Source organism: Anabaena sp. FACHB-1391 (assembly GCF_014696755.1).
Taxonomy (GTDB): Bacteria; Cyanobacteriota; Cyanobacteriia; order Cyanobacteriales; family Nostocaceae; genus Dolichospermum; species Dolichospermum planctonicum.
Map to the genome: position 1 here is coordinate 89,322 of NZ_JACJQS010000015.1, position 16,884 is coordinate 106,205.

11 protein-coding genes are annotated in these 16,884 nt (G+C 36.4%); 4 read left to right on the top strand and 7 right to left on the bottom strand.

What is annotated here, in order from left to right; translation table 11 throughout:
- Positions 1 to 288 precede the first annotated feature (288 nt).
- Positions 289 to 669: a DUF1830 domain-containing protein gene (locus H6F62_RS09565; protein WP_137907506.1), complete on the top strand. Its 381-nt coding sequence runs from the start codon at positions 289 to 291 to the stop codon at positions 667 to 669.
- 280 nt (positions 670 to 949) lie between these two features.
- Here H6F62_RS09565 and H6F62_RS09570 read toward each other — a convergent pair whose 3' ends face one another.
- The 3 genes from H6F62_RS09570 to H6F62_RS09580 all read right to left on the bottom strand — a co-directional run bounded on the left by H6F62_RS09570 (position 950) and on the right by H6F62_RS09580 (position 5,731).
- Complete coding sequence (locus tag H6F62_RS09570) at positions 950 to 2,521, bottom strand: DUF4335 domain-containing protein (RefSeq protein WP_190371893.1); 1,572 nt, start codon at positions 2,519 to 2,521, stop codon at positions 950 to 952.
- Between the two features lie 63 nt (positions 2,522 to 2,584).
- Positions 2,585 to 3,187 (bottom strand): DUF3038 domain-containing protein, encoded by a 603-nt coding sequence (locus tag H6F62_RS09575; protein WP_190371894.1) that lies wholly within the window; start codon positions 3,185 to 3,187, stop codon positions 2,585 to 2,587.
- Positions 3,188 to 3,328: 141 nt separating this feature from the next.
- Entirely contained in the window at positions 3,329 to 5,731 is a 2,403-nt protein-coding gene (locus H6F62_RS09580) for an endonuclease MutS2 (RefSeq protein ID WP_190371895.1), read from the bottom strand.
- 185 nt (positions 5,732 to 5,916) lie between these two features.
- Between H6F62_RS09580 and H6F62_RS09585 the strand changes: the two genes are divergently transcribed.
- From H6F62_RS09585 to H6F62_RS09595, 3 genes are all read left to right on the top strand, one after another.
- The gene (locus H6F62_RS09585; RefSeq protein ID WP_190371896.1) at positions 5,917 to 6,642 is read left to right on the top strand and encodes a trypsin-like peptidase domain-containing protein; all 726 of its coding nucleotides are present in this window, start codon (positions 5,917 to 5,919) and stop codon (positions 6,640 to 6,642) included.
- Between the two features lie 382 nt (positions 6,643 to 7,024).
- Positions 7,025 to 7,564 carry a COP23 domain-containing protein gene (locus H6F62_RS09590; protein ID WP_190371897.1) on the top strand — a complete coding sequence of 180 codons (540 nt, stop codon included), beginning with the start codon at positions 7,025 to 7,027 and terminating at the stop codon, positions 7,562 to 7,564.
- A 137-nt stretch (positions 7,565 to 7,701) separates the two neighbouring features.
- Positions 7,702 to 11,724: a tetratricopeptide repeat protein gene (locus H6F62_RS09595; RefSeq protein ID WP_190371898.1), complete on the top strand. Its 4,023-nt coding sequence runs from the start codon at positions 7,702 to 7,704 to the stop codon at positions 11,722 to 11,724.
- A gap of 139 nt (positions 11,725 to 11,863) precedes the next feature.
- Here the strand turns inward: H6F62_RS09595 and H6F62_RS09600 are convergent, their stop codons facing one another.
- From H6F62_RS09600 to H6F62_RS09615, 4 genes are all read right to left on the bottom strand, one after another.
- Positions 11,864 to 12,166, bottom strand: a complete 303-nt coding sequence (locus tag H6F62_RS09600; protein ID WP_137906543.1) for a DUF2288 domain-containing protein — start codon at positions 12,164 to 12,166, stop codon at positions 11,864 to 11,866.
- 167 nt (positions 12,167 to 12,333) lie between these two features.
- Positions 12,334 to 14,820 (bottom strand): ATP-dependent helicase, encoded by a 2,487-nt coding sequence (locus H6F62_RS09605; RefSeq protein WP_190371899.1) that lies wholly within the window; start codon positions 14,818 to 14,820, stop codon positions 12,334 to 12,336.
- 15 nt (positions 14,821 to 14,835) lie between these two features.
- Positions 14,836 to 15,798 (bottom strand): DNA cytosine methyltransferase, encoded by a 963-nt coding sequence (locus H6F62_RS09610; protein WP_190371900.1) that lies wholly within the window; start codon positions 15,796 to 15,798, stop codon positions 14,836 to 14,838.
- On the bottom strand, positions 15,798 to 16,877 hold the full coding sequence (locus H6F62_RS09615; RefSeq protein WP_347238703.1) for a HindVP family restriction endonuclease: 1,080 nt from the start codon (positions 16,875 to 16,877) through the stop codon (positions 15,798 to 15,800). The genes H6F62_RS09610 and H6F62_RS09615 overlap by 1 nt, the downstream gene beginning before the upstream one ends.
- Between the last annotated feature and the right edge of the window lie 7 nt (positions 16,878 to 16,884).

Genomic DNA, 16,884 nt, shown 5'->3' on the forward strand with positions numbered 1-16,884 from the left:
ACATTTACCAAGGTGGATGAAGATAAGGAAGTAACGGCTGAAATTCTTAGCTAAGAAGAATTGACAGCAGTTTTATTCAGAATAAAAAGCCATATTCTTATTTATGACGGATTTGATCAACAAAAGATAGATTTATTTACAAAAATTTTAGAAACTAGATATAACTTTAGATATGAATAATGCAGAAAATCGCAGATGGTAGTCGCAGTTACAGTAACAGGGGATCATCCAGTGTTAGGTTGACATAACTAAAATAAAATTGTGGCGTAAATCAGCTTACCACCAGTTATGGCTCAGATATTAGATCCTCTACCACCGGAGCATTCGGGGAAAATTCTCTGCTGCTACGTTAATGCCACAAGTAAGATCCAGGTGGCTCGTATCTCCAATATTCCTAACTGGTACTTTGAAAGGGTGGTATTCCCTGGACAAAGACTAGTGTTTGAAGTTCCTAAACAGGCACAAATGGAAATTCACACAGGAATGATGGCAAGTGCTATTATATCAGATACGATTCCCTGCGATCGCCTCATTGTCCATCAACCCAGCAGTGAGGAGGAGCAAAACAACTCATCCCCAGAAATAAATCTTACTAATAGTCATCCAATGGGGTCGGAAATTCATAAAAAAAATGTAGATACGACAAAACCTTTGCAAGTAGTTGAATAGACATCTGGAGGTAAGGAATCAGGACTTATACAAGGATCACAAAAAATTATAATTTTTTGTTGGTAGCAGGCTTAAACCTCGATTTTGTTCGCGTAGGGTCTCGCGGAGAAAACTAAAGTCCTCACTCAGCTGTACTGCATTTAATTTGTATGATTCTAGCGGGCAAGATGCCCGCACCACAACATTTAGCCAGATTAAGATGATCAAATTTAGATGGGTAACAGCTTATTAATAGGATATTCTAAGTGTAGAGTCTCCGTTACATAACGGCTGAAAAGTGTCAAGGTGTTTCTGGGAATGTTTGCACCTGACTATCAGGACTCAGGACAACTCGTATTTTTAGGCTTTGTCCAGATTTATTACTAGAAACAAAAGGTTTACCAATTTCGGGAATACCACTACTATCAATATATTCTCTGGCAGATGGATTTAAAGGTTCAATTCTTTCGATAGTGCCATCAACACCCAATGTTACACTATATTCCAAAGTTTGATCTAGTCCAGTGGGGGGTTGCCAACGCTTATTTAGATATTCTCTCGCTTCTGCGATTTGAGTTGTATCAAATAAAGTCTTACTATTACTAGCTTGTGTCCCCGATGTCCCCAAAGTCGAAGTAGTTTTAGTTGCGGCTCTTAATCTGCTGACTAAATTATTATTATTTTTGGATAGAGAGTCCTGATTTGGAGTAGTAATTCCTACAGTCTCCTGCTTTAATTCCGTAGGATAAGGACTAGGAAGTGTATTAGGAATATTGCTAAAACTCTGGTTAGGAATACTGGCAATAGACGGGGGTAGTGTATAAACACTAGAGGGAATATTATTTTTAGTAGAGGGTAAATTCTTGGGTTTGGTGCTATTAATTCCACTTTTAGCAGTAATACCCGAAGAATTGCCTGGGGGATTAGGTACTATATTGATGGGAACTTGTGGAGTAACCGGATAAGACAAAGTATTAGGTGGTATAGTTAATGCAGGTTGAGGTGATGTTTTTGGTGCGGCTGGGATAGTTCCATTGGGAAAGGAAAGCGGTGCTGAGGGTATGGTAGAATTGGCTAGTGGTGGTATTAGCGGTATTCCAGGTGTGTTTAAATTTACTGGTGGTGTTGGCCAAGTATCTGCAATGGTAGGGGAAAGTTCTTTAACTTTTTCGGGGTCAGTGTGGTTGTTTTTGGCTATTTTCTGCTGATTTGGTGAAATTTTCTGGGCATATTGCCAGGTAAATGGGGCTAAACTGGCAGCTACTACCAAAATTGCGGCTATGGGGACCCATTGAGGTAAACTGGGGCGAGTAGTCTCAGTGCTGATAGTTGGTAATACCATCATATTAGATGAGTATTCATCTATTACCGTTGCCAAATCAAATAGTTGTAGTAAACTTAATTCAATCACAGATCCAGATGTCTGGTTAGCAAGATCACCAAGAAACAGTTTATGAGTTAAATTATAACTAGGTTCTAAATAAACTTTTCCTTTGGTAGTTTGGTCGTGAAGGGATGGTATAATTTGAGCAGGAAGGACAGATGTGAGAACATCTTTTGATTCCAGTGCTAATGTTGTATTACTATTATCGGCGTTTGATAAAGTGACACTAAAATCTGCGGTAGATTCTTGGAGAAGTTTTTGAACGTAACTGGTTACAGTATCACATAAAACTTCTAACTGCCGATGATCACCCTGAATCAGGATTTGAGCGGCTTCTGATAGTCCTGGGTGATCAAATTGTAACCGAAAACTCAAATCTCTAATGACATTTTTTTCCACCCAACGGGACAAAGATGAATTTTGCGCCCAAATTTCCAGGGTACAAGTGGGGGCGGTATAGCGACGAATGACGGAATTTGATGAAGACATAACAAATTGCAAAGGAAAAAATAGGTAATTTCGGATTTTAGGCTGAAAATCGAAAATTAAAGCTTATTTTGTGGAAATGTCTATTAGTGCTAACCACAAACGCCGGTGTCCACCAGCAGCACTATAAAAGAGTAAATTTATTAACAGTTTGAGGGCTAATTTCGTAAGTAAGTCTATTGAGGTTGTCGGCTCTTCTTCCATACGTTCTTGGTAAGTATTACAAAAACCATCTATATAATCTCCTAATAAAGCAGTTTGGTGGGGTTTTTGATTATTTGCTGTCATTTGTTCCAATAAACCTACAGCGCGGCGAATTAATTCTTGATGTTGTTTAGCAAGATAGCAAATAATTAGTACGAGCGATCGCGCTTCCTCAACATCTAACTTTTTTCGTCCCCCTTGGCCTTTGCGAAGAGGATTTGATTGACGTAATCGCCATAAAGCCACTCGATCTGGTATTTTGGATTCTAAATTAAGACTAACTGCGGCGGATAGCATTGCTTCTGAACCAATACCAGTTAGGGTTTCTAGCGCCAGTAACGCCAAGTCTAACTGAGTTTTGATATTTTCCCATTGTATTGTACTTGGGGCTGGGATTTGGCTTAAATCCTCCCAAGGTGATTTTGATATAGCGGAATTAGCGGTTGAGTGCATAACTTTTAGCATATTTTGTCAGTGGTCGGTTGTCAGTTGTCAGTTGTTAGTTGTCATTCAACATCTAAAATAAATTATTATTTACTCCTGCTTCCCCTACTTCCCTTACCTCCTTTACTTCTCCTGCCTCCCCTACCTCCCCCGCTCCCTGTTTTATATATGAGCAATAGTAACACCACTACCGCCGTCAGCTTGTTCGGCTGGTTCGTAGTGAGTAACTCTGGGGTGTTGTTGTAAAAAAGCGTGAACCCCTTGCTTGAGTTTACCAGTGCCGTGTCCATGAATAATCCATAAGGGTCCTGGGGCTTCGGAAATGGCTTTGTCTAAGATATATTCAGCATCAGCTACTCTTTTTCCGCGCAAATCTACAGTATTTTTAGAAGTACGAATGGCTGGGGCTGGTGGTGTTGGTATAATTACAGATGGGGTTATTTTAGGTTTAACTACTGATTCTGGTTTTTCTCCATCTAGTGACTCTATATCTTGCAGTTGTACGGTCATTTTCATCAGACCAAAGCGTACGCTAAAATTGCCTTCAACGTCGGGAATTGTTAACACTTCAGCAGTTTGACCTAATTTGGGAATCCGCACGCGATCGCCCAATTTAGGCATAAAACCAGGTTGGATTTTCGGTGGGGGTGCGGCCTCGTATTTTTGAGCAATTTGATTAATGTTGGCGGTGGCCTGTTGGGCATCTTGGGCGTTGGGTGTCCCTTGTTGTAAGCGGCGGATAACTTGGGCAATTTCCCCTTTGGCTTGGCTAATTGCTTGTTGAACGGCGATTTCTTGGGAAGCACGTAAATCTTTTTCTCTGGCTTCTAAAGCAGCGGCTTTGTCAGAAACTTCTTTATACAAGCGTTCCGCTTGACGTAATAATTTTTGGGCTTCTGCGGCTTTGGTTTCCTGGCTGCGGCGTTGCGCTTCTAAACCCGCAATAACTTGATTGACTTCGTCCGTAGCTTCCCCAACTTGGGTTTTCGCTTCTGCTACCACCTCTGGCTTTAACCCTAACCGTAAAGCAATACTCAGGGCGTTGGAACGGCCGGGAATACCCCACAATAGACGATAAGTCGGTGACAGGGTAGTTTCGTCAAATTCTACGGACGCATTTTCAAACCGAGGATCTTCGTATTTGAGGGCTTTAAGTTCGCCAAAATGCGTACTAGCCATAGTTAGTTGGGTATGATTAGCGAGATATTTGAGTAAAGCGATCGCTAACGCACTTCCCTCCGCTGGATCTGTACCTGCACCCACTTCATCAAGTAATACCAGAGATTGGTAATTAATTGCTAAAGGGGAAAAATCATTTTGTCCGGGTTCTAATGCCTCTAAAATTCGACTAATGCGGCGAATATGTCCAGAAAAAGTAGATAAACTCTGTTGTAATGACTGTTCATCACCAATATCAGCCAAAATTTGCCTAAACCAAGGCATTTCCACCGGTTCACGGGCAGGAATAAATAAACCTACCTTAGCCATGACCGCTGCTAATCCCAAAGTTTTTAAAGTTACCGTTTTTCCCCCAGTATTTGGTCCTGTAATTGTGACTACCCGGATTTGAGGACTAATCAATAAATCTACTGGTACTACTGCATTTCCCTGTTCGTGCTGCTGTTGCCAAACTAACAACGGGTGGCGCAGATTCCGCAAGGTAATAATTTCATTTGCTTGAGGATTGACAAAGCGTGGCGGGTTAGCACCTATCCAAAAACTATAACGTGATTTGGCTACCGCTAGATCTAAAGTGGTGACAATGGCTAATAATCTTTCTAAATCTGGTGTAACTTCTGCTACCTTTTCCGTCAAGGTTCGGCGAATTGCTTCCGCTTCAGTTTGTTCTTTTCTAATAATTTGACGTAGTTGATTACCCAATGGTACAACACTATTAGGTTCTATATATAGAGTTGCGCCACTGGTAGAGGTATCATGAACAATACCGGGGATTGCGTCCTTTTGCGGAGCTTTTACAGGTATAACAAAGCGATCGCCTCTTTGTGTAATTAACTGCTCTTGAACCGCTCCCGATTTTGCTTGGATAATATTTTGCAGTTTTTGGGTAATTTGGCTGCGAACTTTCCGCAATTCCCCCCGAATTTCTCCCATTTTCTGACTAGCACGGTCAGTAACTTGCCCACGTTCGTCAATACAACGGTGAATTTCCTGCTCTAATTCCGGGTAAGTCCGCAATTCTGAGACTAAATCGTTTAAAACCGGGATATTTTCCTGATTATCAATAACACGGCGTAAATTTCTTGCACCTGCTAGGGTAGTAGCGATCGCTAAAAGCTCCTCCCCTGGTAAAATACTTTGCAGTGCAGCCCGTTCTAGGGAATCACCAATATCTTGTATACCCTCAAAAGATAATCCCGGATGTAAACGACTTTCCAATTCATAAACTTCTTTAGTTTGCGCTAATAACTGTTCACTTTCTGCCTGAGTTTCAGGAATGGGCAAGTTACGCGCAACTATAGACCCTAACTTAGTTGCCGCAAAGGTAGAAAGGTGCTGGCACAGTCGAGGCCACTCTAGTAATTCTAAGGTTTCAGATTGAATCAAGGTTTCAACAACTAATCTGAAATTATAGTAACAATTTTAGTTGCTCAAAGACTAGATTTTCCAGGATAAAATTTTTCTGGTTTTTTTGTTACAAAAATCGTAACATTGACTAGGTTTTTCCATTTATCCTGGATAATATGGAGAATACAGTCTCATAGCTACCTTAGTGTCTACCAAGTTCACCAATGAACAGAAAACCATATCTGATAGCAGTTACAGGGCTTGCTGTCTTATCTGTACAGGCTCTAGGATCACCGAATGGGTTGGCTTTGACCCCAGCAAATCACTATTCTCAATCTATCATATCTCAAAATTCAGAAGAACAAACACGAATTAAAGTTTATCAAAAAGCCAGTCCCGCTGTAGTTTACATCAACACTGGTAAAGCTTCTGGAAGTGGTTTTATCGTGAGTCGAGACGGATTAATTATTACCAATGCTCACGTTTTGGAAGATGCACCCGCAACCGTGACTGTAATTTTAGAAGATGGTAAACGACTTCCTGCTGACGTAATTGGCTTTGCTAAAAACGGTCTAGATTTAGCAGCCATTAAAATTCGTCACCAGCGGAATTTACCCACATTATCTTTAGCAAAATCAGCCCAAGTAGGACAGTCCGTATATGCTATTGGTAGTCCCTTTGGCTATGACAATCAAAATAATTTTACTGCTGGTGTTTTGAGCAATCTTGACGAACAAGATGGTATCATTAAACATGATGCTAGAATTAATCCTGGTAATTCTGGTGGTCCACTTCTCAATTCCCAAGCCCAAGTTATTGGCGTAAATACTGCTATTCGACTTGATAGAAATGGCAGTAATACTGGTATTAGTATTGCTATCCTGGTAAATAAAATACAACCTTTCTTAACGGCAATTCGTCAGGGAAATATTTCCCGTTTACGGCGCTAATAGTCTGTTGAGAATTGAGACTGGCATAGGCTTCTAGTCTATTTATTTGCAAGGGCAGGCAAGATGCCCACCCCACAGAAATTAAATTGTCCCTTTCCCAAATGAGGAGATTCTTGTTCCTAGCTTCTAGTTTGTCTATCTGGGCAGGCAAGATGCCCACCCCACAGAAATTAAATTGTCCCTTTCCCAAATGAGGAGATTCTTGTTCCTAGCTTCTAGTTTGTCTATCTGGGCAGGCAGGATGCCCACCCCACAGAAATTAAATGTCCCTTTCCCAAATGAGGAGATTCTTGTTCCTAGCTTCTAGTTTGTCTATCTGGGCAGGCAGGATGCCCACCCCACAGAAATTAATGTCCCTTTCCCAAAGTAGGAGATTTAAGAAATGATGAAATTAACATTATTAACCACACTGTTTTTAACCACCACATTAGCATCTACTCCTGTTTTTGCTCAAGAAGATGCTAATAATCAAATTCGCTTTATCTGTTCTACAAGTCGTTACTCCGAAAATGGAAAGTCTGTTCCTACTACTTTTCTTTGGACACCAAATTTCCAAAAAGCAATGGTAACTTGGACATCTGTATTAGGAGGAGTTAAACCACAACAACGTTGTAAAACAGTTTCTCAGAACTTCCAAACAGCTTTTAATAACGGCAGTCTTAATTACGTTACCAATGCTTTTCAAAACGGTAATAAAGTAATTTGTTCTGTGAGTTCAATAGATGGTGATGGTGGTTGTGATACTGTATTATTTACATTGCGACCTCAGGACAAGTCTCAGAATGTTCTCAGACACTTAAACAAACTCTGGTTTGGTAGTAGTGCTACGACCGGACCTCTTATCCAATATTCTGGAGAACGGAAATTTTACATTGATATTCGCCAATTTCTGAATACACCACCAGCAAATAAAATGCAATAATCAATAACCGTAGGGTGCGTTAGGTGCAAACCGTAACGCACCATAACCTATGACAATGCTTAAAAATCGTGCGTTACGCTGTCGCTAACACACCCTACAAATGAAATTTTTTATCCAAATAATACTGATAAACCAAAATGAAACGCTTATTTTTGACCCTCATTTGTACAGGTAGTTTGTTAATTGTTCCCCAACAATTATTACTAATTCCTGCTACCCAAGTTACCGCACAAGAAACTACAAAAAAAGTATTAAGTTCAGCACAATTACAAGATTTAGCCAAATCTATCACCGTGAAAATATTAACTAAAAATGGCAGTGCTTCAGGAACTTTAATTGCCAAAAATGGTAATAATTACACTATTTTAACTAATGATCATGTGATTAATCCAGGGGAATCTTATCGCATTCAAGCACCAGATGGAAAAATATATCCTGCTACTGTCATTAAAGAAAAACCCCCATCTATAAAAAATCAAGATGCAGCTTTATTCCAGTTTCTATCAACAGTAGAATATACCATAGCTACCTTAGGAACTTCCGCACCTATAGCAGTAAATCAAAAAATTGTCGCGGCTGGATTTGTGAATGATAGTGCTAAATTAGTTTTCACAGAAGGACAAATTTCTCTATTACCAGATAAAAGTTTTCAAAGAGGTTATCGCATTGGTTATAATAACAAAATTCAACCGGGAATGAGTGGCGGACCCATATTAAATTATCAAGGTGAAGTTATTGGCATTAATGCCGTTCATGCCTATCCTATTTCTGATAAAATATATACCTATATTGACAATAGTAAACCCAGCGCAGCCGAACGTCAGCAAATGCGTCAATATAGTTGGGGTTTACCGATTTATAGTGTTGCTAAGATAGTCCCGGAATTTGTGGCTAAATCGCCTATAAAGATTGATAATTCGGGTTTGAGAGTAAAAAAAGGTTTAATCCAAAATATTGACCAAATTGCCCAAGAAATTACGGTTTTAATTCCTAATGCTAACTCCACAGATATGGGTTCTGGGGTAATTATTGCCCAGCAAGGTAATATTTATTATGTGTTGACCGCAGATCATGTTATCTGGAATCGTGATGAAAAAAAATTAAAAAATAAGTTAGAAATAGTCGCACCGGATAATCAAAGATATGCTATAAATGTCAGCAATGCGAAAAGAATGCCTGGAGTTGATTTAGCCGTTGTTCAATTTACCAGTAATCAAAAATATCGAGTTGCAACTTTAGCAAATTATAGTTTAAATACTAAAGATCAAAAAGTGTTTGTTTCTGGTTTTCCTGGTAATAAACAACAAAGTAAAAACAAACCTCATCGGATTTTGACGGCGGGAGTTTTGAGCCAACCAGAATTAATCAGGTTGAATACTTATGTAAGTTTCAATAATCAAAGTTCTCGGATACCTGCGCGAATACAAACTGTTTTAAGTGATGGTTATGATCTACTTTATAGTAATATTACTAAAGGCGGAATGAGTGGCGGTGCAGTTTTAGATACCCAAGGAAGATTAATTGGTATTCATGGCAGAGTGGAAGGTGAAATATCACTCGATTTTGATGGTGAAATCAATTTAGGTAGTAGTTCTGGTGTTCCCATTAGGACATTTTTAAATTTAGTTGAACAAGCAGGAATAGATTCAGATTTAAAAGTCGAAACTACTGCACCAGCTACACTAAAAAAATCGGAAGAGGATGTAATTAGTGAATATTTATTACCATTGGATCAAGTTCCTAAAAATAGTGATGATGAAATATTATGGCTAAATTATGCTAATCAACTATGGCGTTCTCAGAAATATGCAGAAGCAATAAAAGCCGTTGATAAAGCGATTAGCAAAAAACCGAATTTTTATCAAGCTTGGTATTTCAAGGGGATGATATTTAGTAGTGAGAAAAAATACCCAGAATCAATTGCTGCTTTTGATAAAGCTCTTAAAATTAATCCCAACTTTGCTCAAGCTTGGAAAGAGCGAAGTCACTCACTATTGCAATCAGATAAATCTTCAGAAGCATTGGTATCTCTAGACAAAGCCATTGCTCTGAGTCCTAATCAATTTGATCTTTACGCTTGGCGAGGTCGTGTGTTGTTTTTCTTACAGCGCTTTCCTGAAGCGATTGATAGTGTAAATCAATCTATTAAAATTTACCCTCATTTTTCTGCCTATGGGATACGAGCTTTTGCCTACCTTTTCCTAGGTGAATATCAAAATGCTATAGCTGATTATACTGAAGCTATTCGTCTTGCTCCTGACAGTGCCTTCTGCTACAGTCTTCGGGGTCTTGTTTACTCTTTATCAAAAGATTATAAAAAAGCTATAGCTGATTATACTGAAGCTATTCGTCTTGCTCCCAACAATGCCGAATACTACAGCAGTCGGGGTAATGCTTACTCTTTATTAAATGATGAAAACAAAGCTACAGCCGATTACAAAAGAGCCGTTAGCATTGAACCAAAGGATGCTGAAGATTACAAAAATCGAGGTAGTGCTTATTTAGGATTAAAAGACTATAAGAAAGCTATATCTGATTTTACTGAAGCTATTCGCATTGCTCCCAAAAATCTATTATACTTTCAATATTACCAGAGTCGGGCTGAAGCGTACTCTTTATCAAAAGATAATAAAAAAGCTATAGCTGATTTTACTGAAGCTATTCGCTTGTCTAATTACTATCTTGGCAAAGCTTCATTATATCTCCAGCGTGCTTCTCAATATTTTCAATTGAAAGAACAAAAACAAGGTATAGCTGACTTTACTGAAGCTATTCGCATTGCCCCCAATGAAATAATTAGTTTAATGAATGTAGCCATTCAATTTGACCCTAAAAATGCCGACGGCTATTTGTCCAGGGGTTTCTTTTATGCTCTTTTAAACAAGTTTCAAGAAGCCACGGCTGATTACACTCAAGCCATTAAAATTGACCCCAAAAATGCAGCATACTATGTTGTTAGGGGTGCTGTTTATGGCGAATTAAAAAACTACAAACAGGCGGTTGATGATTACACTCAAGCCATTCAACTTGATCCTAAAAATCCAACATACTATCGTGATAGAGGGGATAATTATTATGAATTAAAAGACTACAAACAGGCGATTAATGATTACACTCAAGCCATTAAAATTGATCCTCAATATGCTGATACATATCGGAGTCGGGGTAATGTTTATTTGCAGTTAAAAGAATACAAGCAGGCAATTGATGATTACAGTCAAGCTATTAAACTTGACACTAAAAATGCCAATTACTATGCCCGTCGGGGTCTTACTTACCTTCAATTAAAGGACTATAAACAGGCAATTGATGATTACACTCAAGCCATTAAACTTGACCCTAAAAATGCAGGATACTATGCCCGTAGGGGTTTTGCCTATTTTGAATTAAAAGACTACAAACAAGCAATTAATGATTGGACTCAAGCCATTAAACTTGATCCTAAAAATGCAGGATACTATGGTGCTAGGGGTGATGCTTATTTACAATTGAAAGACTACAAACAAGCAATTAATGATTATACTCAGGCCATTCAACTTGATCCTAAAAATGCAATATACTATGGTGGTAGGGGTCTTGCTTACTTACAATTAAAAGACTATAAACTGGCAATTAATGATTATACTCAAGCCATTCAACTTGATCCTAAAAATGCAATATACTATGGTGGTAGGGGTCTTGCTTACTTACAATTAAAAGACTATAAACTGGCAATTAATGATTACAGTCAAGCCATTAAATTAAAACCAGACTTTACCGAAGCCTACTATGTTCGGGGTATTGCTCACTATTTCTTAAAAGACTACAAACAGGCAATTAATGATTACACTCAAGCCATTAAATTAAAACCCGACTATCCCGAAGCTTACACGAACTTAGGTATAGTTTCCTATGAAATGGGAGAAGTAGAAACAGCAATTAATTATTGGCGAAATGCGATCAAAATCAATAGCAATTTTGCAGAAGCACATTTAGCATTAGGTGTAGCCTTGTATGGAAAAGGTGATCAAGAAGCCGGTTTGAAATCGGCAGAAACGGCATTGAAATTAGATAAACGTTATGGAAAGATTGAGTTTCTCAAAGAAAATGGTTGGGGTGAAAAGTTGATAATTAATACGCAATTATTTCTCCAAAATCCCAGAATTAAAGCTTTGATTTAGACAATAGACATTGAGGTAAAAATAATGTAGAGATGTTCCATATAACGTCTCTACAAAAAACCTCTCTACAGAGTTTTTAATTTCTCGCAAATAATAAGTTCAATCAACTGTCATGAAATATTAATAGAATATTAACAATTTACGAGATGGGAGTAATTATTTCTTTTACTAACACATAAGGTTCAACGATCAGAGCATTAAATCGCTTGTTACGGTGGAAATTCCATTCTCCCACTTGATCTACTGTAGGTTTAGCTAATAATTGTTCATCTATCCAATGTTGTACTGAAAGAATATTATCACTAGCGATCGCTTCTCCCACATCTAATAAGTCTAAATTTTCCGCTACTACAATCACTGCATCTTTTTGAACATGGGGAATTAACCATTCCCATTCTGCTTCATCAAGATTTTGCTGTAATTTTTCTCGTAATTCCGACATAATTTGCCACTTTTTTGGTTACTAGTTTGATTTTACAATATAACAACCCAATTGTATGTGAGGCTGCACAGAATCATAAAATCCATTAATTCATGTGTTTTTATCTGGGTTTGTCTACGGTCAATTATTCTTAAAATCTTATTCTATTTGGTATTACAATCATTTTATTAGCTGCTAGAGAATGTAGTTTCAATTAAATATTCAGTAGGTAGTGAGTTAATAAACTGACTTTTGGACTTAGGTTCATTTTTATAATCTTTGAGAAACCAGGAGATAAATAACTGTTTTTTTGCTCTTGTTAACGCTACATAAAATAACCGCTTTTCCTCCTCTAATTGATTATCCCGTAAACTGAAATAACTGGGAAATTCTTGATCACACATACCCGCAATAAAAATATGATCAAATTCTAAACCTTTGGATTGATGAATTGTGATAATTAAAAGCTGATTATTTTCTTGAGAAATTTGATCTAAATTTTTCGCTAAAGCTGTATATTCGAGAATATTTCTTAACGCTGTATCAGGATGTAATTCTACATTATCCTGTTCTTTGAAAATCTTGACTAATCTTTTCAGATTTTCTAACCTGTGTGGTTGATGATTTTCATAAAAATCATATAAACCAGACTCGATTAAAATATTACCTAATAAATCTGCTGGACGTAATTTTTGGCTGGAATTTTTCCAACTGTGAATATCATTAGCTAAAGCTTCAAATTCCTCTCCATAAAGATAAACTAAAGCTTGACGATAATCAGCACGATGTTTAATTAAAGGTATGAGAATTGTTAATAATTCCACAGTTGTACTGGTATCATCAAGAGCGCGATGACTGGGTAATTGATTGAGGTTTAATTGAGTTGCTAAATTTTCTAAACTATAATTATCTGCTGGGATAAATCGTTTTGCTAAATCCCAGGTATCTCCCCATATAAATTGAGGAGTTGATAAACCCAATTTTTGAGCATCAGCTATAATCATTTTAATATCAAAGCCGAGATTATGTCCCAATAAAAAAGCATCACTAATAAATGCTAAAAACTCTATAAATACATCAAGAGCATTTCTCCCATTTGTGGCTAAAAATTCATCACTATAACCATGTATTTGTTCTGAATCTCCCACGGGTATAGTATTTTTAATATAAGCATGAAATTCAGATTTTATCTGACCATTAATCAATTTAATAGCAGCAATTTCAATTACTTGATCTTTACCGGTTATCAAACCCGTAGTTTCCACATCAAAAACAACAATTGTTCCTGAATCATAAGCAGTAATTAAATTACTAAAAGGATCACCATCAATAAAAGTTTGTGTTGAGGCCATATCAGTTAATTTAAAACCACAAACTTCATTTGCCTTGATGATCTTGATGATATGATTAATAGTAAAATTACCAATTCCCCGACTACGACGTAATAACATTCTTAACAGTGAAGTTTCATCAAAAGGATTAATAATAAAACGTAAATAAGCAAGAGTATCTTTAATTTCTTGAAGAGAAAAAAAATGATGTTGTTCAACTGTGATACAGGGAACATTGAATTTTTCTAAGGTTTGGCTAATTATACCAATACGTTTATGATTTCTCGTTAAAACAGCAACTCGATTATATGGAAAATCAGGATTATTTTTAGCTAAACTTTGAATTTGTTTAGCAATCCATTCTCCTTCATCATATTCATTTTTAGCTGCATAAATTGGAATTAGTTCACCATTTTTACAATTGAGTGCAGGAGTTATTTTTGTATGTCTTGTTGCAAAGGAATCAGCAAAACCAGAGGCGGTATTAAGTAAAGTTCTAGTAGCGCGATAATTCCAAGTTAGAGAATATTCTTGAGGTTGAAACTGTTGTTTAAATTGACTGACAACTTTTTCAGGTTCAGAACCTCTCCATTCATAAATAGTTTGATCTAAATCTCCAATTATGGCAATATTACCAGTTCTAGTAGCTAAAGTTGTGACAAGTTCATATTCTGATAAATGAGTATCTTGAACTTCATCTACTTGAATAAAATCAAAACGATTTTCCCATCTTTGTTTAATTTCCGGATAATAGGAAAACAAAGAACGAATATAAAAGATTAAATCAGCAAAGTCTAAAGCATGACGTTCTTGTAATAAATTTTGGTATTTATTAGCTAATTTTGCCTTATATATTCCTAATGGTGCAAATAATTTTTCTAGAGGGTAATTAGGAGATAGTTGTAAATGACTCGCTTTAGTTTTGCAATCTGCTATTTGTGATAATTTATTTTGAGCTTTTTTATCGTCACGTAGTTTAAAAATCTCTTTAACTATTCCTAAGCAGTCAGTATCATCATAAACTACAAAATCTGTTGGTAAACCAATATTTCTCGCTTCTATTCTCAGGATAGAAGTACATAAACTATGAAAAGTTTTAATTGTGATATGGCGAAATTGTTGAGGACACATTTCTGCTAACCGTTTTTTCATTTCTTTAGCTGCGCGGTTAGTGAAAGTGAGACAGAGTATTTTTTCGGGAGGAATACCTTGTTTAATTGCGTTGACAACTCTTGATGATAAAACGCGGGTTTTACCAGTTCCCACGGGAGCTAATATTAATAATGCTCCTTTGATGTGGTTGATGATTTTTAGTTGTTCAGGGTTGGGTTGAGTTTGTGACATAGGAAATATGATAATTTAAACAGTTAACAACGAAACATCAGATATGTGATATTTATTTTTATCTTCAATATACATTAGTAGAGATTTAGCAACATATTCTGCTAATTTAATGGGTACAGCATTACCAATCATTTGTTCTAAATCTGTTTTTGAACCGACAAAAATAAAATCATCAGGGAAAGTTTGAATATAACTTCTTTCACGAGTAGTTAGAGGACGTAAATCTGGTGTTAATGGTGCAACATCTCCGGGATGTTGTTGATAAGTTTTAGGTATTGGTCTATTTACGCCTCTAATAGTTGGACTTGGTTCATCGATAGTAAAAATGGCTCTTCTTTGATAACTTCTAGGATGACGATAATAATATTCAATCCCCAAACTATTTCCTAAATAATCTCTAATGGTTGTATTTTTTTTAGATAAATTAGCTTCTAGATAAGTCTTTAAATTATCATCTTTACCAGCCAATTCTCCTATACAAAAGAATCTCTTTCTCTTTTGTGGTACACCGCATAGACTAGCATCTAATACTTTTTCTGTTAAACCATAACCAGCAGATTTGAGGATTTGCTTAAATTCTTGATATTTGTGTGATTTTCTAAATAATTGTACATTTTCTAAAACAAACCATTGACTAGAAACATTAGCTACTATTTCAGCAAATGTAATACTTAAATCTCCCCTACCTAAATCTTCATTACGCTTACCAGCGCTGGAAAAGTCTTGACATGGTGGACCACCAATAATTACATCAGGTGAGAATTTTTTAAATATTGAATAATTATTATTTACCTGACTCAAATCATATTCAAAAATTGGATGATGAAAATTTTGCTGATAAACATTTATGGCAGATTTCCAGTTTTCAAAAGCAGCGACAATTTGAAATCCACTATTCTGAAATCCTAGCGATAAACCACCACAACCAGAAAATATATCTATGACCTTTAAGGAAGACGATTTCATTTGTATATTCATTAAATTTCCTTTAGTCTATCATCAAAAATTTCTGGATTGCTGAAAATAATAGCATCAAATCTTCTTTCAGGACTTAAAAAGTTTTGCCCTCCTCCTAAAATGATGTTTTTAATTTCTTCTTTGGTAATTCTGGGTTGAAGCAAATTATCACAAGTCATATAAGGACGAGTATTAGAACCACTTAAAGCAAAGGCTTTATCATTCTTGGTGTTATAGGTTAATGTATCAATCACCAATTTATGATTTATTTTACCGACCAGAGCAAATTCATATAACATCTTTGCCAACCAGACAACAGAACGCATAGGTCTTTGAATGGTTTCTTCTGATTTAGCTAATCTTTTAGTGATATCAAAGAAAAGCCTGGTAAAACCAAAGTTACTCCAGATAAAAATATCTAAACAGTTTTGATAAAGTTTAGAAGTTTTACCTACAGTTTTCCATATCGGTTGCATAACTAAGGGAGATTGAATTGCTATATTCTCACTTATTAAAGTATCTAAACTATCTACAATTTGAGGAATAAAAGGCAATACCTGACGGATACTTAACCAATCTTCAATTTGACTACATACGGGTTGAAGATAATTGAGTAATTTATCTCTTGAATTTTCAAATTTATGAGCAATACTCAAAGCAAGATACACAATAGTATCTGGTCTGGTAACAATTTCACAGCCGTATTCATAATCTGGTAACCGATAAGTAGAACTATCAGGTAATGCAGTTAATTTAATTTCTATACTTCGTAAACAAGCATTATCTCTATTAAGATCATGGGTTACTAAATCAACTCGCGGCAATTTACCAACAACTATTTTTCTATAAGGTATATAGTCACTCTCAAAAGAAAAAAATAAATGGGGAGAAAGAGGATCAATACCAAATATTTGAGAAATATCTATTTCTTGATGCTCAATTTTTAACTGTTTGTCCAAGGTTAAATAATTAAGTTTTAAACCTTTCTGATACATACAGCAGTTTCCGAAGTTATGAGGTACAGTTAGTAATAATAAAGATAATACTGTCATGAAAGCATATTCAGTGGATCTCCGAGAAAAAATAGTTGCAGCCCATATTGAGGAA

Coding starts and splice junctions, on each gene's coding strand:
- H6F62_RS09585 (WP_190371896.1), top strand. CDS start 5,917: ATGAACAGAAAACCATATCTGATAGCAGTTACAGGGCTTGCTGTCTTA.
- H6F62_RS09595 (WP_190371898.1), top strand. CDS start 7,702: ATGAAACGCTTATTTTTGACCCTCATTTGTACAGGTAGTTTGTTAATT.
- H6F62_RS09575 (WP_190371894.1), bottom strand. CDS start 3,187: ATGCTAAAAGTTATGCACTCAACCGCTAATTCCGCTATATCAAAATCA.
- H6F62_RS09600 (WP_137906543.1), bottom strand. CDS start 12,166: ATGTCGGAATTACGAGAAAAATTACAGCAAAATCTTGATGAAGCAGAA.
- H6F62_RS09605 (WP_190371899.1), bottom strand. CDS start 14,820: ATGTCACAAACTCAACCCAACCCTGAACAACTAAAAATCATCAACCAC.
- H6F62_RS09610 (WP_190371900.1), bottom strand. CDS start 15,798: ATGAATATACAAATGAAATCGTCTTCCTTAAAGGTCATAGATATATTT.
- H6F62_RS09590 (WP_190371897.1), top strand. CDS start 7,025: ATGATGAAATTAACATTATTAACCACACTGTTTTTAACCACCACATTA.
- H6F62_RS09565 (WP_137907506.1), top strand. CDS start 289: ATGGCTCAGATATTAGATCCTCTACCACCGGAGCATTCGGGGAAAATT.
- H6F62_RS09570 (WP_190371893.1), bottom strand. CDS start 2,521: ATGTCTTCATCAAATTCCGTCATTCGTCGCTATACCGCCCCCACTTGT.